The 21,647-nt window shown below is 41.8% G+C and carries 22 protein-coding genes; all 22 read right to left on the reverse strand.

Translation table 11 applies throughout. The features are described from left to right. Window positions 1-32 precede the first annotated feature (32 nt). Window positions 33-2,210, reverse strand: a complete 2,178-nt coding sequence (locus I6F41_RS04010) for a chemotaxis protein CheA (protein ID WP_182683999.1) — start codon at window positions 2,208-2,210, stop codon at window positions 33-35. A 15-nt stretch (window positions 2,211-2,225) separates the two neighbouring features. Beyond that, window positions 2,226-2,987 carry a protein phosphatase CheZ gene (locus I6F41_RS04015; protein WP_011327504.1) on the reverse strand — a complete coding sequence of 254 codons (762 nt, stop codon included), beginning with the start codon at window positions 2,985-2,987 and terminating at the stop codon, window positions 2,226-2,228. Window positions 2,988-3,002: 15 nt separating this feature from the next. After that, entirely contained in the window at window positions 3,003-3,386 is a 384-nt protein-coding gene (gene cheY, locus I6F41_RS04020) for a chemotaxis response regulator CheY (protein ID WP_011327503.1), read from the reverse strand. Between the two features lie 40 nt (window positions 3,387-3,426). Then, entirely contained in the window at window positions 3,427-4,137 is a 711-nt protein-coding gene (locus tag I6F41_RS04025; protein WP_197107757.1) for an RNA polymerase sigma factor FliA, read from the reverse strand. Between the two features lie 26 nt (window positions 4,138-4,163). Further along, window positions 4,164-5,024: a MinD/ParA family ATP-binding protein gene (locus tag I6F41_RS04030; RefSeq protein WP_011327501.1), complete on the reverse strand. Its 861-nt coding sequence runs from the start codon at window positions 5,022-5,024 to the stop codon at window positions 4,164-4,166. Further along, window positions 5,017-6,507, reverse strand: a complete 1,491-nt coding sequence (flhF, locus tag I6F41_RS04035; protein WP_193038479.1) for a flagellar biosynthesis protein FlhF — start codon at window positions 6,505-6,507, stop codon at window positions 5,017-5,019. Before flhF ends, I6F41_RS04030 begins: the two co-directional genes overlap by 8 nt. 20 nt (window positions 6,508-6,527) lie before the next feature. Next, on the reverse strand, window positions 6,528-8,639 hold the full coding sequence (flhA, locus tag I6F41_RS04040; protein WP_197107702.1) for a flagellar biosynthesis protein FlhA: 2,112 nt from the start codon (window positions 8,637-8,639) through the stop codon (window positions 6,528-6,530). A gap of 72 nt (window positions 8,640-8,711) precedes the next feature. Further along, window positions 8,712-9,842: a flagellar biosynthesis protein FlhB gene (flhB, locus tag I6F41_RS04045; RefSeq protein ID WP_197107704.1), complete on the reverse strand. Its 1,131-nt coding sequence runs from the start codon at window positions 9,840-9,842 to the stop codon at window positions 8,712-8,714. Window positions 9,843-9,851: 9 nt separating this feature from the next. Further along, complete coding sequence (gene fliR / locus I6F41_RS04050; protein WP_197107706.1) at window positions 9,852-10,631, reverse strand: flagellar biosynthetic protein FliR; 780 nt, start codon at window positions 10,629-10,631, stop codon at window positions 9,852-9,854. A 2-nt stretch (window positions 10,632-10,633) separates the two neighbouring features. After that, window positions 10,634-10,903, reverse strand: a complete 270-nt coding sequence (gene fliQ / locus I6F41_RS04055) for a flagellar biosynthesis protein FliQ (protein ID WP_011327496.1) — start codon at window positions 10,901-10,903, stop codon at window positions 10,634-10,636. A 41-nt stretch (window positions 10,904-10,944) separates the two neighbouring features. Further along, window positions 10,945-11,685, reverse strand: a complete 741-nt coding sequence (gene fliP, locus I6F41_RS04060; RefSeq protein ID WP_011327495.1) for a flagellar type III secretion system pore protein FliP — start codon at window positions 11,683-11,685, stop codon at window positions 10,945-10,947. A gap of 4 nt (window positions 11,686-11,689) precedes the next feature. Beyond that, a complete protein-coding gene (gene fliO / locus I6F41_RS04065) occupies window positions 11,690-12,073 on the reverse strand; it encodes a flagellar biosynthetic protein FliO (protein WP_041454360.1) in 384 nt (127 codons plus the stop codon). Further along, window positions 12,070-12,468 carry a flagellar motor switch protein FliN gene (gene fliN, locus I6F41_RS04070; RefSeq protein WP_011327493.1) on the reverse strand — a complete coding sequence of 133 codons (399 nt, stop codon included), beginning with the start codon at window positions 12,466-12,468 and terminating at the stop codon, window positions 12,070-12,072. The genes fliO and fliN overlap by 4 nt, the downstream gene beginning before the upstream one ends. 20 nt (window positions 12,469-12,488) lie before the next feature. After that, window positions 12,489-13,580: a flagellar motor switch protein FliM gene (gene fliM, locus I6F41_RS04075; protein WP_011327492.1), complete on the reverse strand. Its 1,092-nt coding sequence runs from the start codon at window positions 13,578-13,580 to the stop codon at window positions 12,489-12,491. Between the two features lie 9 nt (window positions 13,581-13,589). Continuing rightward, a complete protein-coding gene (gene fliL / locus I6F41_RS04080; protein WP_197107708.1) occupies window positions 13,590-14,120 on the reverse strand; it encodes a flagellar basal body-associated protein FliL in 531 nt (176 codons plus the stop codon). Window positions 14,121-14,177: 57 nt separating this feature from the next. Next, on the reverse strand, window positions 14,178-15,758 hold the full coding sequence (locus I6F41_RS04085; RefSeq protein ID WP_197107710.1) for a flagellar hook-length control protein FliK: 1,581 nt from the start codon (window positions 15,756-15,758) through the stop codon (window positions 14,178-14,180). A gap of 137 nt (window positions 15,759-15,895) precedes the next feature. After that, window positions 15,896-16,345 (reverse strand): flagellar export protein FliJ, encoded by a 450-nt coding sequence (gene fliJ, locus I6F41_RS04090; protein WP_197107713.1) that lies wholly within the window; start codon window positions 16,343-16,345, stop codon window positions 15,896-15,898. Further along, complete coding sequence (gene fliI, locus I6F41_RS04095; protein WP_197107716.1) at window positions 16,345-17,679, reverse strand: flagellar protein export ATPase FliI; 1,335 nt, start codon at window positions 17,677-17,679, stop codon at window positions 16,345-16,347. Before fliI ends, fliJ begins: the two co-directional genes overlap by 1 nt. An 18-nt stretch (window positions 17,680-17,697) precedes the next feature. Further along, window positions 17,698-18,513: a flagellar assembly protein FliH gene (fliH, locus tag I6F41_RS04100; protein WP_231613365.1), complete on the reverse strand. Its 816-nt coding sequence runs from the start codon at window positions 18,511-18,513 to the stop codon at window positions 17,698-17,700. Between the two features lie 3 nt (window positions 18,514-18,516). Beyond that, complete coding sequence (gene fliG, locus I6F41_RS04105) at window positions 18,517-19,557, reverse strand: flagellar motor switch protein FliG (RefSeq protein WP_011327486.1); 1,041 nt, start codon at window positions 19,555-19,557, stop codon at window positions 18,517-18,519. Further along, on the reverse strand, window positions 19,550-21,265 hold the full coding sequence (gene fliF, locus I6F41_RS04110; protein ID WP_182676773.1) for a flagellar basal-body MS-ring/collar protein FliF: 1,716 nt from the start codon (window positions 21,263-21,265) through the stop codon (window positions 19,550-19,552). The genes fliG and fliF overlap by 8 nt, the downstream gene beginning before the upstream one ends. Window positions 21,266-21,285: 20 nt before the next feature. Next, entirely contained in the window at window positions 21,286-21,618 is a 333-nt protein-coding gene (gene fliE, locus I6F41_RS04115) for a flagellar hook-basal body complex protein FliE (RefSeq protein ID WP_041454357.1), read from the reverse strand. Window positions 21,619-21,647: the final 29 nt, after the last annotated feature.

Below are 21,647 nucleotides of genomic sequence, written 5' to 3' on the forward strand. Positions count from 1 at the left end.
TATGTAGACGTATAAAGTATACGTCTACTTTATTATTTACCTGCGTAGTGTTTTAACATACTCGGTACATCTAATATAAGTGCAATACCACCATCCGAAGTAATAGTGGCACCTGCCATTCCAGGCGTACCTTGTAATAAAGCGTCTAACGGCTTAATAACCACTTCTTCTTGACCAATTAACGAATCAACCACAAAGCCAACTTGTTGTGTACCTATTTGCACAATAACCACATGCCCTTGCGCTTTACGGCTTGTACGATCGGCACCTTTCACTAGCCAATGCTCTAAATAAAATAAAGGCACTGCTTTTTTACGAACAATAATAGTTAACTGACCATCAACCACATTCGTTTTAGTAAGGTCTAAGTTAAATATTTCACTTACTCCTGCCAATGGTAGTGCAAATGTTTGCTCACTCACTACCACCATTAAGGTAGGTAAAATAGCCAAAGTTAACGGTACTTTAATTTCAAGTATAGTGCCCACACCTAGTTCTGACTCTATGCTAACCGAGCCATTTAACTGGGTGATTTTAGTTTTAACCACATCCATGCCAACACCACGACCAGAAATATCAGATATTGCTTCTTTGGTAGAAAACCCTGGCGCAAATATCAGATTGTAAGCTTCGGTGTTAGACAAACGGCTTGCTTGCTCTTGATCAAGCACACCTTTTTTAATTGCTATTTGTTTTAGTTTTTCAGCATCCATACCTGCGCCATCATCTTTAATGGTAAGCAAAATATGATCCCCCTGCTGCGAAGCAGAAAGCGTAACTGTACCTGTTCTCGGTTTACCCGCAGCTTCACGATCATCTGGCATTTCTATACCATGATCAACCGAGTTACGTACTAAATGCACTAATGGATCGGCCAGTGCCTCAACTAGGTTTTTATCTAAATCGGTTTCTTCGCCAACCAGCAATAAATTAATATCTTTATTTAAGGTACGTGCTAAGTCGCGAACAACACGCGGAAAACGGCCAAATACTTTTTTGATTGGCTGCATTCGCGTTTTCATTACCGCGCCTTGCAAATCAGCTGTAACAACATCTAAGTTAGATATTGCTTTACTCATAGATTCACTTTCTGAACTGGTGGCTAAACTCACTAAACGATTACGTACTAATACAAGCTCGCCCACCATATTCATAATTTGATCAAGGCGTTTAGTATCAACCCTTACTGTCGTTTCAGCTTGTGCAGGCGGCGCTTTTTTAGCAACTGGCGCAGCGGTATTGGTATTAGCACTTGCTGCTACAACAGCCGCTTGTGGCTGCTTAACTTTATCAACTGCTACTGGTGAGGCTTTAACTACAGCTGCTTTAGGAGCCGTAACTTTATTTACAGGTGCAGGTGTTGCCGCGCTTTCTTTAGATTTTGGCGCCGCTCCCTTGCCATGTAGCTCATCTAGTAAAGCTTCAAACTCATCGTCACTTATTTCATCATCGTTAGTGCTAGCAGCCGGACTTTGAGCTGCTTGAGGTTTTGGGGTTTTATTTACCGCACCAAAACTTCCTACTCCATGAAGCTCATCTAATAAGCTATCAAATTCATCGTCGGTAATATCGCCACTTAAGTCGCTGCTATTACTTAATGACTCTTTTATTGCAGGGCCTTTACCTTTGCCATGAAGTTCATCAAGTAAGTTTTCGAATTCATCTTCGCTAATTTCATCAATGTGCGCATCGTTTGCTGTAGCGTTTGTTGCTGCACTGGGTGCATCAAACAACTCATCAAATGCAAAAGGGTCATCATCTAAATTAGCATCTTGCGTTATTACTGGCGCAATAGTGTCACCACCAAGCTCTTCTTCTGTGGGGGGTAAACCTAATTTATGTAATATTTCGAGTAACTGAGGATCGGCAGGCTCTGGTTGCTCACGATTTTTAATCGTAGCAAACATTTCGTTAATAGTATCAAGTGCTTGAAGTATAACATCCATTAACTCAGAGTTAACTGTTCGCACTTTTTGACGCAGTAAGTCAAACACGTTTTCTGCGCCATGACAGGCATCTACCAGCTCTGACATCGCTAAAAAGCCCGCGCCACCTTTAACAGTGTGAAAGCCTCTAAAAATAGCGTTCAATAATTCAGTATCTTCTGGGTTATTTTCCAGTTCAACTAATTGTTCAGATAAAAGCTCAAGGATTTCTCCAGCTTCAACTAAAAAATCTTGTAATATATCTTCATCGACTTCAAAGCTCATGCAGTTACTCTCCTATTAGAAGCCCAAACTTGATAAAAGATCATCAACTTCGTCTTGATCAGATACAACATCATCACGCGATTCTTTATCAATAATAGGGCCTTCTGGGCCTGCTAATGCTTGTGCGGCAATCGAGTTTTCTGTTTTTTGTTGCTCTTGGTTATCGTTTTCATCTTGTGCTGCAAACGCAGTTAACAGATGAATTAAACTTTCTTCAACTTCGCGTACCAGCTCAATAACACGGCGAATTACTTGCCCGGTTAAATCCTGATAATCTTGAGCCATTAACACATTAGTCATTAATACTTGCAACTCATCGGTTTTAAGATGCGAGCTGTTCATAAATTTATCAATGCTATGACACAATGTTTTAAATTCACCAAGTTCAAGATCGCGGCTCATTAACCGATCCCAGGTTGGCTTGATATGCGAAATATCATCAGCTAATTGCTGGGCTAAAGGCAGGCTCGCTTCAACCGCATCCATGGTTTTGTTGGCGGCATTTTCTGTCATTTCTATGACATAATTAAGTCGCTTTTTAGCATCCGGAATGGCATCAGTGGTTAAATCTGTTATGCGGGTGTCAAGCTCAAAACCCTTTAAAGACTCGTGCAACTGGCGCGTTAATTTACCTACTTCTGCAAACAAATATGATTGTTCTTGAGAAGCAGTTTCTAAAATTAACTGATCAGCTTTATGTTGCTCACCGTTTTCTAAAAAAGTGACCAGCTGACGTGCTTGCTCTAAAGTAATCTGAGGCGCAGCAGGTGCTGACATAAGCCTCTCCCCTTATTAACCTAAGCGTTCGAACACTTTTTCTAATTTAGTTTTTAATGTACCCGCAGTAAATGGCTTAACAATATAACCATTAACACCTGCTTGGGCTGCTGCAATAATTTGCTCTTTTTTAGCTTCTGCAGTAACCATTAAAACCGGAAGATGCTTTAATTTGTCATCTGCGCGTATTGCTCTTAACAAGTCAATACCTTGCATGCCCGGCATATTCCAATCTGTTACTACAAAGTCAAATGATTGATTTTGCAACATAGGTAAAGCAGTTGAGCCATCATCTGCTTCTAAAACATTGGTAAACCCTAAATCACGCAATAGGTTTTTAATAATACGTCTCATCGTTGAAAAGTCATCAACAACAAGAATTTTTATGTTTTTATCCAAAACATCCTCCAGTGAGGCCTAAACCTGTATTTACTTACTTCTAATTTATCCAGTCATTGATTTTTGCTTTTAGCTTAATCATCGCCTGACCATGTATCTGACTTACACGCGACTCACTTACATCGAGTATCTGTCCAATTTCTTTTAAATTCATTTCATCGTTATAGTACAACGAAAGCACCATTGCATCTCGCTCTGGTAGGGAGTTAATTGCACTTAATAAAGATTCATTAAACCTTTCATTTTTAACATTATTAAAGGGTTTGTCTAGTGCTAAATCGTGCCCAACAGGTGTTATAACATCCTCATCAATACCTAAATCTTCTATTCCTAAGATTTTACTGGAATTAACATCGGTTAAAATATGATGATATTGCTCTAGTGTAATTTCAAGCTTTTGGGCAACTTCACTGTCTGTAGGTTCACGATTCAGGCTGCTTTCTAATGCTGAAATAGCTTCTATAACTTGGCGGCTTTTACGATGTACTGAGCGAGGAGCCCAGTCTCCACGGCGCATTTCATCAAGCATAGCGCCCCGAATACGAATACCCGCAAAGGTTTCAAAACTAGCGCCTTTAGTGGCATCAAAGTTTTTTGACGCCTCTATTAATCCTATCATTCCTGATTGAATTAAATCATCGAGTTGTACACTAGGGGGTAAACGAGCAATTAAATGACATGCTACTTTTTTTACTAATGAAGCATGCTTTTCAACAATCATATTTAAATTTTGTGTTGATTCATATCCCATAGCTCTATTCACCAATGTAGTCATAGTTAGCCGTTAACGAGTTTCTCAATGAAAAATTCTAAATGACCCGAAGGCTGGTTCGGTATTGGCCACTTTGTTATTCTTGTTGCTAATGTTTTAAAGGCAAGTGCAGCAGGAGAACTAGGAAACAGTTCAACAATTACTTTTTGACGACGTGTTGCTTTGCGCATATTTTCATCATAAGGAACGGTTGCAACCAGCTCCATTGATATATCTAAAAATCGGTCTGTAACCTTTGATAGCTTTGCAAATAACTCTTGCCCTTCGCGTAATGAACGCACCATGTTGGCAACAATTTTAAATTTATACACGCCATGTTCGCGGCTTAATACTTTGATCAGTGCATAGGCATCGGTTATTGAAGTAGGCTCGTCACATACCACAACCAAAACATCTTGTGCAGCGCGAGAAAAACTCAGCACCATATCCGATATACCGGCAGCGGTATCAACAACTAATATATCAAAATCAGTATTGAGTTCGCTAAAAGCACGAATAAGCCCAGCATGTTCTGCAGGCGACAACTCAACCATACTTTGTGAACCCGAAGTCGCTGGTACTATTTTTATCCCAGCGGGGCCTTCTACTAGTATTTCATCAAGCTCACATTCGCCAGATAACACATGCGATAAATTACGCTCAACACGTAGTCCAAGCATTACATCACAATTGGCTAAACCCAAATCGGCATCAAGCACTAACACTCTATTGCCTTGCTGACCTAAAGCGATCGCAGTATTTAACGATACATTTGTTTTTCCAACGCCACCTTTACCGCCAGTGACGGCGATAACCTTAACGCCGTTATTATTATTTTTGCTCATTTTACGCAGGCCGCTTGCTTGATCTAATACTGTGTTAATCATACATCTCTACTGTGCTCGACGCCACTGATTGGTGTCGTGAATGTTGTACTTTTGTTCTCTTTAAATATAATTGCTCAGCTTTTTTCACTAGTTTTTCTGCATTTGCAACTCGAATATCTTCAGGTACTCGTTGACCATTAGTAAGATACCCTATTGGCAGGCGATTTTGAATCGCAATACTAATTATCTCGCCTAAACTTAATGATTCGTCGAGTTTAGTGAAAATACAACCGCTTAACTGTACTTTTTTAAAGTGTCTTACGGTTTCTTGTAACACATTTATTTGCGCAGTGGCACTTAATACTAAGTAATTACGAATATCCACACGCTGATTACGCATTAATGTATTTAACTGCTCAGTTAAACGTAAATCACGTTGGCTCATACCTGCGGTATCTATAAGTACTAAGCGCTTGTTACGTAAATGATATAACACTTCAGCCAGTTCGTTCGCATCTTTAACTTGTTTAACCCCACAGCCAATAATACGGCCATATGTTGCAAGCTGCTCGTAAGCACCAATTCTGTAAGTATCGGTAGTAATTAGCGCTACTTTATCAGCACCATATTTTTGTGCACCTAATGCCGCGAGCTTAGCCACTGTAGTGGTTTTACCCACACCGGTTGGGCCAACTAATGCGTAAACACCACCTTGGCGCAAAATTTCGTTATTCGTGGTTTGCATCTGATCTTCAACCATAGTTAACAGCGCTTTCCAGCCCTGCTGACGCGGAACATCTTCAGGTACAAAACAAGCCATTTGCTCAGCAACTTCTTTATCGATTCCCATGCCTACTAAGCGGTCAATCATGCATGCGCGCGTTGGGTCACGGCGCGCCATATCTTGCTGCATTAAACCCGACACTTGGTGCTCTAATAACTGGCGAATTGCGTTCATTTCTTCACGCATTGTGCTCATTGCTTCACTTTCGGTATTTTTAGTCGTGTGTGTTTGCGCAACTGGCGTGTCTAATTCATCAAAATCACGGTCTAGGTCATCAAAACCTAAGCTGTCAGCTTGCGTTTGTGGGCGTGCTTGCGCAGCTTCTTCACGCGCAAACATATTTGTAGGGCGTTGTTTAGCGACCGGCTCTTGATAATGCTCTGAGGTGTCTATACCTGATTGCGAAAACATTGAGGCCAATTCTGCTGAACGTGGACGCGGCGACTGGCGCTCTAATAATGCTTGTAAGCTGTCGGCTACCTTTGCTTGTGGCTCAGGTCTAGCACGCTGTGGCTCTGGTTTTACAAAGTTATGCATGCTTTGCGAGTGGGCAGAATGTGCCGTACGCTGCTGCAGCGGCGCACTTTGTTGTGGCGCGGCGGCTTTAGGGGCTGCTTTGTCATAATCAACCGCTGCGACAATTTCTACGCCGTTTGCGAGTTTTTTATTAGACATAATAACCGCATCAACACCTAGCTCATCTTTAACTTCTTTAAGTGCTGTGCGCATATCTTTAGCAAAAAAACGTTTAATCTTCATGGTTCAACCCCTTTAAAATCTTATTGTTGGCCTACTGAGCTAACAATCTTGATCTGCCTTTCGTCTGGTATCTCTTGATAAGACATCACTCGCAATCCTGGAATGGTGTACTTTACAAAACGAGATAACACAGTGCGTAACATTCCTGACGTTAACAGTATTGAAGGTTCACCGGCCATTTCTTGATTTTGATGCGCTTCGTTTAATGACACTTGAAGTCGCTCTGCAAGTCCTGGCTCTATTCCGGCACCTTCGTCGCCTGCATTTTGTAATGACTGATGCAACATCTGTTCCAACTCAGGCGCCAAGGTTATGACAGGGATTTCTGAAGACATACCCACTGCATCTTGAACTATTAATCGACGCAGTGAAATACGTACCGCAGCGGTTAAAACATCTGGGTCTTGGCTACGTGAGCCATACTCTACAAGGGTTTGCACTATTGAACGCATATCACGAATAGCTACACCTTCGTTTAATAAATTTTGTAAAACTTTAACTATGGTAGTTAATGGCAATACATCAGGCACCAAGCCTTCTACTAACCTTGGGTGACTTTTTGCTAGCATATCTAATAGGTTTTGTACTTCTTCGTGGCCTAATAATAACGCCGCATTATTGGTGAGTAATTGGCTAATATGAGTGGCAACCACAGTCGCCGAATCAACCACGGTATAACCAAGCGATTGCGCTTCATCTTTTTGATCAGGCTTGATCCACACCGCATCTAAACCAAAAGCCGGATCTTTAGTTTCAATCCCTTTTATAGGACCAAATACTTGCCCCGGATTAATTGCCAATTCATCGCCGTGTTTTAGTTCGCCTTCGCCACTTGATACGCCCATTAAGGTAATTCGGTATGCATTTGGGTCTAGCTCTAAGTTGTCGCGTATATGTACCGGGGGCACTAAAAAGCCTAATTCTTGAGAGAGCTTTTTACGCACGCCTTTAATACGGTTTAGCAATTCACCACCTTGGGATTGATCAACCAATGGAATAAGTCGGTAACCTACCTCTAAACCAATTACATCAACTTGCTGCACATCGTCCCAGCCTAACTCTTTTTGTTCTTGCTTATTGGCAATGCCTGTACCTACTGCGCTGCCATTAGCGGTTTCCTCAGCAAGTGCTGCTGCCGCTTTTAATTTATTTTGTTGAGTGTAGTAAGCTAAATAACCTAATAGTGCGCCCAAGCTTAAAAACGCTACGTGTGGCATACCAGGTACTAAACCCATAATAATTAAAATGCCTGAAGCAATAAATAACGACTTTTCGTTACCGAGTTGTTTCTTAAATTGATCGCCCATGTTGTGCGACTCATTTTGACGCGTTACAACAATAGCAGTACCAATAGAGAGTAATAATGAGGGAAGTTGTGCAACTAAGCCATCACCTATAGTGAGCAAGGTATAAATTTCCATGGCATTGCCAAAGCTTAAATCGTGTTGGATCATGCCAACAAATAAGCCACCAACAATATTAATAATTAATATAACAATACCGGCAATAGCATCGCCTTTAACAAATTTACTGGCACCATCCATAGAACCATAAAAGTCGGCTTCGCGGGTAACTTCTTCGCGGCGCTCTCGGGCTTGCTCGGCGCTAATAAAGCCCGCATTCATGTCGGCATCAATTGCCATTTGTTTACCCGGCATAGCGTCAAGGGTAAAGCGCGCCGACACTTCAGAAATACGCCCAGCACCTTTAGTAATTACCACAAAGTTTATGATAATCAAGATTAAAAACACCACTAAACCTACCGCATAGTTACCACCAATAACCACAGAGCCAAAGGCTTCAATTACTTTACCGGCAGAGTCACCACCATTGTGGCCCTCAAGTAATACTACTCGGGTGCTGGCAACGTTAAGTGCCAAACGCATAATAGTGGCGATTAGTAACACAGCAGGAAACATACCAAATTCAAGTGGTTTCATGGTGTATACAGTTACCAGTAACACCACCAAAGCAAGGGCAATATTAAAAGAAAATAATATATCAAGCAGGAACGGAGGAAGAGGTAAAATGACCATACCCAGCGCAGCAAGTACCATTAATGGTGTACCTACGCCTTTGGCATACTCTTTTTTATCTTTGTTAAGTTGTTGTAATACCGCTTTAAATCCCATAACCCTACAATTTCAAAAAATTGACACTACTGTGAAATTGCAATAACTATTCCAAGTTATAGGTTATTTAAATTAATACTGATAATCGTCAGGAATAGGCAGTTTTTTATTAAGTTTGGTGGGGCGTTTTCCGCGCCCTTTATTAAAGCGCTTAAGCTGAAACACATAAGCTAATACTTGCGCAACTGCGGTAAATAATTGATCCGGGATTTGCTCCCCCACTTCTGCAGTATGATAAAGTGCTCGAGTAAGCGACGGCGATTCTAAAATAGGCACTTCATTACCAATCGCTATTTTACGAATTTGCATTGCCATTTCATCAATTCCTTTGGCAACTACTATAGGTGCTCCGGCGCGTTCGGTGTCGTACTTTAAAGCCACAGAGTAATGGGTAGGGTTAGTTACAATAACATCGGCATCGGGCACATCTTGCATCATACGTTTTTGCGACATTTGCCGCTGGGTTTGCCTTATGCGCGCTTTTATTTGTGGGTCACCCTCTGAGTTTTTATACTCGTCTTTTACTTCTTGAAGGGTCATTTTAAGTTGTTTATTGTGGTTATAGCTTTGAAATGGCGCATCAATCGCAGCAATAATAATTACGGTACAAGACAAGCCTAAAAACATCCAAGCCAATATTTCTAAGGCATGAATAATATTACCTGGGGCGCTTTCTACACTTAAGTGCAGTATTTCATCAAAAAAGGTATTAATTAAAAACACTGCAAAACTGGCAACTAAACCAAACTTTAACAGCGACTTTAACAGCTCCACCCCAGCTTGTGGGCCAAACATACGTTTAAAGCCTTTAGCAGGCGACATTTTACTGGCTTTAGGCGCAGCGGCTTGCCAGCTAAAATTAAAGCCACCTAACATGGTGTTACCAATAAAAGCAGCTAATACAATAATTAATACAAACATTGCCATAGGAAACATCAGCGCATCGGCCACTTCGCCCCATACAGCAAACATTTTGGTGGTATCGTAGGTTTCGTTACGGTTTAGGCTAAGCATTCTACCCATTACGTTATACAAACCTTTACCAATTTCGGGACCGTACATGAGCAACGAAATAGCCGAAAAAATAAGCACAAACATAGTACCCAACTCTTTGGATCGCGCTATTTGGCCTTTCTTTTTGGCATCCTCTATTTTTTTGGATGTGGGTTCTTCGGTTTTTTCTTGTCCAGAATCTTCAGACACAATAACCTCCTAAGGCGAGCAGCCCACTAATGAGCACATTAACTCGACCATTTTTAGCCACTGAAACTCAAACTGCGATACAAAGTTACCTAAGGTCGCCCAAATAATGATAAGCCCAGCAACTAAAGTAAACGGAAAACCAATAGAAAAAATATTTAGCTGTGGCGCGGCACGGGTCATAATGCCAAACGACATATTAATTACCAGCATAGCGGTAAGCGGTGCCAGTGATAGCACCAGCGCTGTAGTAAACATCCAGCCGCCCCAAGTTACTATGTCCCAGTAATGATCCACCGACCACCAATTACCATCAATTGGCAGCACTTCAAAGCTGTGTACCACCATTTGAATCATCATTAAGTGACCATTAAATACAAAAAATAATAAGGTCGCTAAAATAAGGTAAAACTGCCCTACTGCAGGCACACTTAAACCATTGGAGGGGTCAACTACAGAGGCAAAACCAAGACCCGTTTGCATAGCCAATATTTGCCCGGCTAACACAAAGGTATTTAACAATAAGGTAGATGCAAAGCCAATCGCAATGCCTATTAGCATTTGCTGAATAACCACTAAAATCATTTCAAACGAAAACAAATTAGTAAAGGTAGCAGGCGGCAGCATAGGCACTGCAACAAAAGTAATAACAATTGCTAAGCCCATTTTTATACGTGTGGGTACGTTTTTAGCGCCAAGGCCAGCCATTACCATAATCATTGAACTAATACGCACTAATGGCAGTAAAAAGTCACTCAACCATTGAATAACGACAGCAAACGGTAATTCCATACTTAGCCTGCAATTTCAGGAATAAGTAATACTAGGCGGGTAAAAAAGTCCATTAACTCTTGGGTAAACCAGTGGCCGCCAACAATAAGCGCACTTATAGTAATTAGTAAGCGTGGTAAAAAACTCAAAGTTTGCTCGTTAATTGAAGTTGCAGCCTGAAACACGGCAACCACTAAACCCACAATTAAGCCCGGCACTACAATAGCAGAAACCAATTTAATTACTAAAAACAGCGCGCTACTTAAAATATCAACAAATACTTCTGGTTCCACGGCATACTCCTAGTGCGTAATTAGCTTAGTGTTAAGTAAGGTCATGTGCCTAAACCAAAGCTTTTTGCCAAGGTTCCCATCACTAAGCTCCAGCCATCAACCAACACAAACAGCATTATTTTAAACGGCAAAGACACTATCATTGGCGATAACATCATCATACCCATGGCCATTAATACCGACGCCACCACTAAATCCACGATTAAAAAAGGAATAAAAAACATAAAACCAATAATAAAAGCAGTTTGCAGCTCACTGGTTACAAACGCCGGAATAAGTACAATTAAAGGAGTGGCTTCTGGCGAGTCTAACTGATCGTATCCCGCTATTTTGGCAAAGGTTTCTAAATCTTTAATACGCACTTGCGACAGCATAAAGGCTTTCATTGGCTCTTTTGCCAGCTCCAATGCTTCCATTGAAGTGACTTGCTCGCTTAGGTAGGGCTCTATAGCGCGTTCGTTCACTTGCTGATAAATAGGCGCCATAATAAAAATACTTAAAAATAACGACATGCCTAGCAATACTTGATTTGATGGGGTTTGTTGTAAACCTATGGCTTGGCGCAAAATAGCCAGCACTACAATTATACGGGTAAACGAGGTCATCATGATTATAGCCGCTGGAATAAAGCTCAGCGCGGTCATAATAGCCAATACTTGCAGCGTTACCGAGTAGTCTTGGGTGCCATCTGCATTTGTGGTAATGGTTAGTGCGTCTATTCCTTCTGCACTAACATTTGGTACAAACAGCATGACAAAAATAAGAAGCAGCCATTTAGTCATAATTTTAATTCTTTTTATTTTGATTTGCTTGTGGGTTTAAAAGCTTACTAAAGCGTTTTGCTAATTCTGGTAGCTCTTTTTCACTCAAAGGTGTATCTAATTTATGTAAATAGTTAATGCTGTGCGGGGTAACCCCTAATAAATGTTGTGCGTTATCTATTTCTACCACCATTAAACGCTCACGCGAGCCCAGCGGTAAACTACGCACTACTTTAAACTCATCACTATTTGCTAAATTTGGATTAAACTTTTTCACAAAAAATGCCAGTACTATAATTAGCACCAGCACCATAACAAGCGATAACACCATAGAGAGAATATCGCCTGTGGGTGTTACCTGCTCTGCTTTTGTAAATACCGAGCTGGTTAAAGCAACAACCATACTCATCGTAATTTTTTGATCCGTTCTACTTGGCTAATTACGTCGGTTAAACGAATACCAAACTTATCGTTTACTACCACCACTTCGCCATGGGCAATTAAAGTACCATTAACCAGTACATCTAACGGCTCACCTGCAACACGGTCAAGCTCTACCACCGAGCCTTGGTTTAATTGTAATAAGTTACGAATATTAATTTTAGAGCGCCCTACTTCCATAGAAATAGTCACAGGTATATCTAAAATTGTATCGAGCTTGCGCTTTTCATCGCCACTGATCTCGTGTTTTGCATCGCTTAATTCATCGAGTTCAGTTACTTTTGCTTGGCCACTGTCATCAGTGCCCTCAGCTTCGGCTAAAGCTGCTGCCCATTCATCCATAGTGTCTTGATCATCGCTCATACGTTTAACCTTTTAATCAATTACCAGTCTAAGTCTACACCGTCAGAGAGGTGTAAATCATCTTCTAGTTCTGCTAATTCTGCATCTGAATCAATTTTCTTGCCGCCTTTGGTAAATACATGCAGCTCAGATTTAACTGAATCAGGTCGTTTAATTTTTTCACTAATTTGCAGCGCAACACTATCGCGTGAGCGGCCCATTTTAGCTCTAAATGTCGGTAACTCTTCAACAAATACAGTTATATGCTCAGGCATTTCTACCGGAATAATATCACCCGCTTTAAGTTCCATTATTTGTTTTAGCGTTAAATCCACTTCCAATAACTGAGTAGATAGCTCAACCTCTACGTCCATTATTTCATCGCGTAGTGCCTTACTCCAACGTAAATCGGTGTCTTCGGTATCCGATTGCACACCCGCGTCAAGCAGCTCTCTAATTGGCTCCAGCATAGAATAAGGCAGAGCAATATGAAAGTCTCCTCCACCGCCATCCAATTCAATATGAAAAGAGCTAATAACCACCACTTCGGTTGGGCTTACAATGTTAGCCATAGCAGGGTTTACTTCAGAATCTAAGTATTCAAACGATACATCCATTACCGGTGCCCATGCTTCTTTATAATCTTCAAAGATTATTTTTAGTAACATTTGCACAATGCGTCGCTCTGTAGGGGTAAATTCACGCCCTTCAATTTTTGCATGGTAGCGGCCATCACCACCAAAAAAATTATCAACCAAAATAAACACTAAACGTGCTTCCATGGTAATAAGGCCGGTGCCTTTTAAAGGTCTAAAACGCACCATATTTAAACTGGTTGGCACAAACAAAGTATGCACATACTCGCCAAACTTAATCATTTGTACGCCATTTATAGACACCTCAGCGGTGCGGCGCATCATGTTAAATAGGCTAATTCGCATATGACGAGCAAAGCGTTCATTAACAATTTCCAGTGTCGGCATTCGCCCACGTACGATCCGATCTTGCGAAGAAAAGTCATACTGAAGCGTATTGCCTTCACCGTCTTCACCTTCGGGTATATCTTCCTCGTCAACGTCATCAACACCATGCAATAACGCATCAATTTCGTCTTGGGATAATAAATCGCTCACGCTAGCCCCTTATTGCATCACAAAGCCGGTAAATAATACCCGCTCAATTACTTTACTGCCTTCAACGTCCATTAAGCTAGCTTGTACTTTTTCTAGAGCTGCAAAGCGTAAGTTTTCTTTACCTACACTGGTGCTTAGTTCGTCAGCCGTGGTCATAGAAAATATACTTAATAATGTACTTTCTATTAGTGGAATATGCTTTTTAGCGGTTTCTTCGTTTGCTTCGCCGCGCACTAATAATTCCACTTTAATTTGCACAATTCTATCGCGACTAGAGCCCGGTATGTTAAATACAAAAGGTCTTGGCATCGCAACATAAAGTGCGCTGCCTATTTTGGCCGATGAACCTGTAGAAGAGCTTGCTTGCTGTGCTGTAGCGGCTTCATCATTTAACGTTTCCGCTGGCGTGTCTGAGCCCGAAAGCAAAAAATAACCAACAACAGCTGCAACAATAACAAGCAATACAGCTGCAATAATTACTATGAGTTTCTTTTTGCTGTTACCTGTTTCTTCTATTTCTAAATTAGTCTCTTCAGCCATGACATTTCCTTTATTAGCAAAGGTACTTGCTTGTTTTAGCTATTATAATAGCAGTACTTAGGCATAGTAATCTATTGATGATGACGTTTGTTGTCGAGAACTTGGCATTTGTGTATTAATTTGCTCATCGTTTTCATCAGTAGTCAATTCATTATTAGCTAAACGACGACTATCGTTGTCATCATTTTGCTCTGCTCCTTGCCCTCCAGGCTCACCATAAGAAATAGTACTTTCGCCTAAATCTATACCTTGCTGGGCAAGCATTTCGCGTAAGCGCGGAAGCGATTGTTCAAGCGCTTCTTTAGCTTGCTGGTTTTGTACTACAAAGTTTATTTGTGCTTGCTCTGCATCGCTTCTGATGCGAATTTGCATACTGCCCATTTCTGGTGGGTCGAGACGAATTTCTGCTACTTTATTATTTATGCTAAGCATAGAGCTCACTCGCTCTTGCAACATTTTTGCCGCGTCACTTTTTATAATATTAAGCGCTTGCATAACACCTGGGTCCAAGCTTGCTTGTTTAACTTGCGCTGTGCTTTGTAATTGCCCAGCCTGCAACGCTTGCATATCAATTATAGTTTGCTCATACCCTACACTATCGTATAGGCCTAAACCATTTACCGTACTGGTAATTTGCGTCAATAATTGTGCTGCTCGGGGTGATAACTGTTCAGTGTTATTTTTTTGCAATGACTCTAACGATTTAGTGAGTTCTTTATCGCTAAGCGCATTTAATGCTGTTTTATCATCTGCAGATATTAATACTTTTTTATCAATCGATGCGCTTAGCTCTGCAATTGTTTGCTTAATACTTGCTAGCTGCTCACCTTGTGGCTGCTCATTTTTAATATAGCTATTTAACTGGCTCAGTAGCGCTTGTTTTTCTGGGGTGGTTAATGCATTTATTTGAGAATTTAAAGCCTGTTTAGCCGTGTCTGCTGCGCTTGCTTTATCACTTTCAACAACATATTGAGTAAGCATTTGCTTTAACGTTGCGAGGTTGTCGTTGCTATTGGGTTTGCTACTTGCCTGCAGCTGAGTAGTTAATTGCTCATGCTGCTCGGGTGTAAGTTTAGCAAGTAACGGATCTGATTTAATTGCCTCGCTATCTTTGCTTAGCAAGTTCATTACTGCGGCATCTACCGATTGTTTTTGCGCTGTTGTATCGCCTTTATTATTTGCCGTAGCCATACCTTGCGATAAGGGCATTAACTTTTCATTTGCCGCTTCAGCGCTTGCTGCAACATCGCTAAGCACACCTTTTTGCGGTGCAATTACAATAGGGGCAAGCTGATCATCAGGCTTCCCTTTTAATTGCTTAGCGTCTTCATCTAAAGCCTCGGCTTTAGCATCAGCGTTCTTTTTAACTGAGGTGTCTATAGTGTGCGCAGCGTTTATTTGCGCCAACATACTATCGCCCGAAACAGCATCGTCTTGTGTTTCAGGCTGCTCAGCCTTAGCATTGCTAGCGCCGGCTTTAGCTTTGCTGTTATTATTGTAAGCCGCTTTATTGGCATCTTCTAACTGATTAAAAAAACCAGTATCAGAGTCATCATTACGTCTTGAGTTACTCGTTTGTTTATTAGAGTAAGCGTCTTGCTCAGATACCGCTAACATTGAAATATCATTAATCGTCATAAATCACCTAATATAAAGCGGCAACAAACCACCCAATAATGCCTAGAATTATAGTTCACTTAACAACAAAGCAATTAACGTGCCTTTGTTTATAAGGTACAAGCTTTTGTTAAAGCGGTTAAAGTACTCGCTACTTACTAAAGTCGATTGTTGTGTCGTTGAAAAAATTGATTAGCCGAAAATTCATCCAACATTTTTTGCTCATTTTTAGCCACTAGCACATTAGCCTTTAACTGTTGTTTTTCGATGAGTTTAGCGACTGCTTTAGCCTTAATTTGCTGCTTTAACCACAGTGTTTTACGCTGGCTAACCACTTGTTTTGCAGTGTTAACTGTATTGGCTTGTTGGCGAATTGCTTCTTCTATTTTAGCAATAAATGCATGAAACTGACTAAACCCAGCACTTGATAAGCCCGACTGCCCTTTAATGTGTAATTGCTGGGTGTATTCCAATCTAAAGTTATTTAAACCTTGGAGTTTTTGCTGGTTTGCCTGCAAATTTTTATTCGCCTGCAAATAGCTCATCCGCAGCGTTTCTTCTTTATCGTTTTCAATTTTTAGTAATAAATGCAGTTTGTTTTTAGCCATTATGCTTGCCCTAATAACTGCGCTAGCCCTTGCAGGCCGTCGTCGTAACTAATTACATCGCGAATGCCTTGCTGTAAAAAGGCATTTACTCTTGGCATCATATTTATGGCTTGATCAAGCATTTGATCTGTCCCTTTTTGATACGCACCTAAAGTGATCATGTCTTTATTTTGCTGGTACATAGAATATACCTGCTTAAGCACTCGCGCTTGTTGCATATGCGTCTCAGATACCACTTGTGGCATTACTCGTGAAATAGATTTTTCTATATCAATTGCCGGATAATGACCGCTGTCGGCCAGTTCCCGCGAAAGTACAATATGGCCGTCGAGTATGGCGCGCGCCGCATCGGCAATGGGATCTTGCATATCATCGCCTTCACTTAATACGGTAAAAAAGGCAGTAATAGAGCCTTGCCCTTCTCCGCCGTTACCGGCACGCTCCACCAGCGCTGGTAGTTTTGCAAACACCGAAGGCGGGTAGCCTTTAGTCGCCGGTGGCTCGCCTACTGCAAGTGCTATTTCACGCTGCGCCATGGCATAGCGCGTTACCGAATCGAGCAATAACAAAACGTTTAACCCTTGATCGCGAAAGTACTCTGCAATAGTCACCGCACTTTCGCAGCCTTTTAAACGCATTAATGGTGAAGAATCTGCCGGTGCTGCTACAACCACCGAGCGTTTACGCCCCTCTACACCAAGTATTTCTTCAATAAATTCTTTTACTTCGCGGCCACGCTCGCCCACCAGCCCCACCACAATAACATCGGCTTCACTACCACGAGTCATCATACCAAGCAGTACCGACTTACCTACACCCGAGCCTGCAAACAAGCCCATTCGCTGGCCTTGTCCTACTGTTATTACTGAATTTATAGCACGCACACCTACATCCATAGGCTGGCTTATGGGTCGTCTTGAAAGAGGGTTTATCGGTTTTTGGGCAAACTTAAGATAGTGCTCAGCATTAATTTTACCTAAACCATCAAGGGGGCGGCCTAAACCATCAACTACGCGGCCCAGCAAACTCATGCCTACAGGTAAACCTGTGTCGTTAAGTTGGGGGATCACCCGAGCACCAGGGAGCACCCCCGATATATGATCGTTTGGCATTAAATATAAGGTTTGGTCGTTAAAACCAACTATTTCGGCGTCAACAAAGCCGTTCATGGTTTCTATTTTACATTGGCTACCTACAGGCGCACGTAAGCCTTTGGCCTCAAGGGTAAGGCCAACTACTCGCGTTAAAATACCCGCTACAGCAAGTGTTGGCGGTTTAATATGCTGTTTGTATTGAGATAAGCGTTCGCTTAATGAAACATCTAAAGCAGACATAACAGACCAATAAAATAGTTAGATACTACTGCTATGCAAAAAACTATCCAATGTTTCTTTGACACGCGTTTTAAGTGTCATATCAAGCGATGATTGCGCCGTTTTAACTTCGCAGCCGCCTCGCTCTAACGTTGGCTCTGCAATCAACTGCCAGTTATTATCTGTCACTGTTTGCTCGCCATAACTTTGCTTTATTAGCTCTAAATCTTCGGGGTGTAAATGAATGCGTACTTTTTCTTGCTCGGTATTAAGCGCATCAATACTGTGTTTAAGGGTGTGTAAAATAACATCAGGAGAGGTTTTTACTTCTTGATAAATAATAGCTTCTGCAAGCATAACGGCTAATTGCACTAATTGCTTTTCAGCTAGCTCATCTACTTTACTTAGCGGCGCGGTTAACCCCTCTAAAATACTACGTAGGCCAGTTAACTGCTCTTCTATTAGTGGTTTTACATCTTCTTGGCCTTGGGTTTTCCCCAGCTCTAGGCCTTCTTTGTAGCCAGCTTCTTTACCTTCGGTAACACCTTTATCAAAACCGTCTATGTAACCTTGCTCGTGTCCTTGTTTTACACCTTCTTCAAACGCATCTTGTCTAATGCGCTCAAGTTCGGCCATAGTAAGCGCAGGTAACTCAGGTTCTTGCGGCTCTTCAATTAGCGACTCTTCAGCCATTTCTTTTCGATACAACTCAGCAAGCGGTGTACCAAAGGCAGTAGAGCGATTACCAAAGCTTTTTTCATCGGGTGCTACATCAGGAACATCCCAATGCTTTAATAGTTCATCGGCTTCATCGGCGTGCAGTGGACGCCCTTTGTGCATTGACGATTTAGTCATGGTTTATAAAAACTCCTCGCCGCCGCCGCCGCCAAGCTGTATTTCGCCCGAGTCAGACAATCGACGCGCCGTAGAGAGTATTTCTTTTTGCGCTGCTTCTACTTCACTAATACGCACTGGTGCCATTGCCTCTAAGTCATCGGCAAGCATTTCGGCAGCACGTTTAGACATATTACCGAGTATTTTTTCTTTAAGCGCATCGTCTGTGCCTTTAATCGCTTTCATTAGTACGTCTTGTTGTACTTCGCGTAAAATTGCTTGAATACCACGGTCGTCTACGTCCATTAAGTTTTCAAACACAAACATAAGATCTTGAATTTGTTGCGACATTTCTTCGTCATGCTCACGAATAGAGTCCATTAACTGCCCTTCTACGTTGGTATCTAGGTAGTTCATAATATCGGCAGCCGCTTTTAAGCCGCCCATTTTCGCAGCTTGCGCACCCGCTTGGCCAGCAAACTGTTTTTCCATAATTTCGTTAAGCTCTTGCAAGGCAGCTGGCTGCACTTCTTCAAGGTTAGCAATACGCATGGTTAAATCCAGGCGCACTTTATCAGGAAACTGCGCCAGTATTTCGGCAGATTGCTCAGGCTCTAAATAAGATAATACAATGGTTTGAATTTGCGGATGCTCATTACGAATAATGTTAGCTACTTGCTTCGAGTCCATCCACTTTAACGAATCTAGCCCTTTAGCGCCCGATCCCATTACTATTTGGTCAATTAAGCTGGCGGCTTTATCTTCACCTAATGCAGCGGTAAGTGCTTTTTTAATAAAGTCTTCTGATTGAAAACCAATTGTACTAAAGCTTTGAATTTGCTCTATAAATAAATTATGTACTGCGCTTATTTTAGCTTGCGATAGATCCTGCAAACCGGCCATCGCCATACCCACTTTTTGTACCTGTTTGGGCTCTAAGTGTTTGAGTATTTGCGCTGCATCTTCTTCAGATAAACTTAATAGCAGTATGGCCGCTTTATCTACGCCATCTAGCTTATCAACATCGAAAGCTGCTGGGAGTTGTTTTTGGTTTTGATCAGTCATCTTCGGTTAACCACGCTTTCACTACTTGTGATGATAGTTCTGGTTCATTAGCTACAAGGGCACGTACGGCTTTAAGTAAGTCTTCGTCACCATGTAAATCGGGTAGCTGCAGTGTACCATCGCTTGAGAAGCCAACTGAAGCAGAATCAAAGTCTTTATTTAGCATATCTAAGCTATTATCGCCAATATCAACCCCTGAGCTAAGTGCATCTTCATCGTACTCATCAAGCGTGCTGTCTGGGTAAATTAAGCGTTTTAGCATAGGTTTAACTACAGCCATAATCAACACAATAATAACCAATGCAGCCAGTACTAAGCGTACTATTTTCATAAACCAGTCTTGTTCCCATAAAGGTACTTCAAAACTCATATCTACGGCTTCTCGTACAAAGGGAACTGTTACTACTTCTAGGGCATCGCCGCGCTGTATATCAAAGCCAACACCACCTTGTAATAAACGTCGAATATTTGACAGTGCCTCAACCGAGCGCGGGGTCATGGTGGTTTCACCGTTTTCGCCCACTGTTGGCAAATAATCAACCGCCACCGATACACTAATTCTGCGAATCGTGCCGCTTTGTTGGCGCTTATGCGAAATAGTAGTATCGAGCTCATAGTTACGCGTGGCTTCTTTATGCGTGCGGCTCGGTGAAGTAGCACTTCCTGCGCCGCCTTGGCCTGCCACTTCTGGAATATCTGAATTTACCGGAGGCTGATTACTTAACGCGCCAGGAATACCCACAGCTAAGCCGCCTATGTTGTTTTCCTCAAACGTGGTTTCGCTTCTTACCGCTGGTAGGTCTGGGTTATAACGTTTTTGCGTTTCTTCTAATGAGCTAAAGTCCATGCTCAAATCAACTTGCGCAGTGTAATTACTCAAACCAACAATAGGGATTAAAATGCTATCAATTTTTTCTAGGTATTCTTGCTCGCGCTTACGCTCTAGGTCGTACTCTTTACGAGAGCGCGCAGAAAGTGAGCTTTGTGAGCCCGAATTTAATAAACGGCCATTTTGATCGGTAACCGTTACGCGTGCAGGCTCAAGCCCTTGCACTGCTGAGGCTATCATATCCACCACAGAGTCTACTTCTTCGCTGTTAAGCGAGCGTCCGCGTTTAAGCGTAAGCACCACAGTTGCTGATGGCTTTTTCTCTCTGCGAGCAAATACGTTTTCTTTTGGAATAGCTAACAGCACCTTGGCGCGAGTGATGTTATTAAGCTCTTCTATAGTGCGGGCAAGTTGCTGCTCTCGGCCATGCTTTAGGCGCTCGCGCTCTAAGCGTTGGCTTACACCAAAGCCCATGTCTTGCATTATTATGTCTGAGCCAGAAGTAGGACCTTGATCCAAGCCTTCGCGAGTCATTAGTAATTTTATATTTTGGTATTCGCTTTCATCAACCGACACTACGTTGCCATCTAGTTGATAGTCTATTTTTTGCGCATCTAAAAAATCAAGCGTTTGAATTAGCTCTTCGGTGGGCATTTTACCTAATGGGCGCATATCTGGCTGACGTGCCCAAATAATCACAAAAATGGCAATTGCCAAACAAATCGCCAGTGCAATAATAAGGGTAACTTGACGCAATACATCAACACCGCTTAACGCACTTAAATAGCCCGACTTTTGTTCTTGTTGATCGTCACTATCGCTTTGCTCAATACCGCCACTAGCAAGTGCAAGATCTGTAGATTGATTAGATTGCGCCACAATTATTCTCCACTACCTGATTAAACAGGCATATTCATGATTTCTTTGTAAGCTTCAACAAGTTTATTACGCACTTGTACGGTCGCTTCAAATGCAACAGAAGACTTTTGCGAAGCAATCATTGCCTCAGCAAGCGATACGCTTCTGTCGCCCATTTCAACCGCTTTTACTTTTTGACCTGTGTCTTGCTGTAACTCATGCACAGTATTGAGCGCATTGCTAAGCATATCGCCAAATTGTGCTGATGACGTAGACTGAACTTGCGTAGGCAATTTATTAATTTGATTATTACGGCCCGCTTCTAAGGCCATTGATTGCATTTCTTGAAATACAGCGCTATTTTGAATTTTCATTATTTGTCTCTAACAATGCAGTTAACTCT

Origin of the sequence: Pseudoalteromonas sp. SCQQ13, assembly GCF_015864415.1 — a bacterium.
In the GTDB taxonomy this organism is placed as follows: domain Bacteria; phylum Pseudomonadota; class Gammaproteobacteria; order Enterobacterales; family Alteromonadaceae; genus Pseudoalteromonas; species Pseudoalteromonas nigrifaciens.

Excerpts from the sequence above, each read along its gene's own strand:
- fliO (WP_041454360.1), bottom strand. The coding sequence starts at position 12,073 with ATGAGTATGGTTGTTGCTTTAACCAGCTCGGTATTTACAAAAGCAGAG.
- I6F41_RS04030 (WP_011327501.1), bottom strand. The coding sequence starts at position 5,024 with ATGATTAACACAGTATTAGATCAAGCAAGCGGCCTGCGTAAAATGAGC.
- I6F41_RS04085 (WP_197107710.1), bottom strand. The coding sequence starts at position 15,758 with ATGACGATTAATGATATTTCAATGTTAGCGGTATCTGAGCAAGACGCT.
- I6F41_RS04025 (WP_197107757.1), bottom strand. The coding sequence starts at position 4,137 with ATGGGATATGAATCAACACAAAATTTAAATATGATTGTTGAAAAGCAT.
- fliR (WP_197107706.1), bottom strand. The coding sequence starts at position 10,631 with ATGGAATTACCGTTTGCTGTCGTTATTCAATGGTTGAGTGACTTTTTA.
- fliN (WP_011327493.1), bottom strand. The coding sequence starts at position 12,468 with ATGAGCGATGATCAAGACACTATGGATGAATGGGCAGCAGCTTTAGCC.
- flhF (WP_193038479.1), bottom strand. The coding sequence starts at position 6,507 with ATGAAGATTAAACGTTTTTTTGCTAAAGATATGCGCACAGCACTTAAA.
- fliG (WP_011327486.1), bottom strand. The coding sequence starts at position 19,557 with ATGACTGATCAAAACCAAAAACAACTCCCAGCAGCTTTCGATGTTGAT.
- fliH (WP_231613365.1), bottom strand. The coding sequence starts at position 18,513 with ATGACTAAATCGTCAATGCACAAAGGGCGTCCACTGCACGCCGATGAA.
- fliL (WP_197107708.1), bottom strand. The coding sequence starts at position 14,120 with ATGGCTGAAGAGACTAATTTAGAAATAGAAGAAACAGGTAACAGCAAA.
- I6F41_RS04010 (WP_182683999.1), bottom strand. The coding sequence starts at position 2,210 with ATGAGCTTTGAAGTCGATGAAGATATATTACAAGATTTTTTAGTTGAA.
- fliP (WP_011327495.1), bottom strand. The coding sequence starts at position 11,685 with ATGACTAAATGGCTGCTTCTTATTTTTGTCATGCTGTTTGTACCAAAT.
- fliE (WP_041454357.1), bottom strand. The coding sequence starts at position 21,618 with ATGAAAATTCAAAATAGCGCTGTATTTCAAGAAATGCAATCAATGGCC.
- fliJ (WP_197107713.1), bottom strand. The coding sequence starts at position 16,345 with ATGGCTAAAAACAAACTGCATTTATTACTAAAAATTGAAAACGATAAA.
- flhA (WP_197107702.1), bottom strand. The coding sequence starts at position 8,639 with ATGGGATTTAAAGCGGTATTACAACAACTTAACAAAGATAAAAAAGAG.
- I6F41_RS04015 (WP_011327504.1), bottom strand. The coding sequence starts at position 2,987 with ATGTCAGCACCTGCTGCGCCTCAGATTACTTTAGAGCAAGCACGTCAG.
- fliI (WP_197107716.1), bottom strand. The coding sequence starts at position 17,679 with ATGTCTGCTTTAGATGTTTCATTAAGCGAACGCTTATCTCAATACAAA.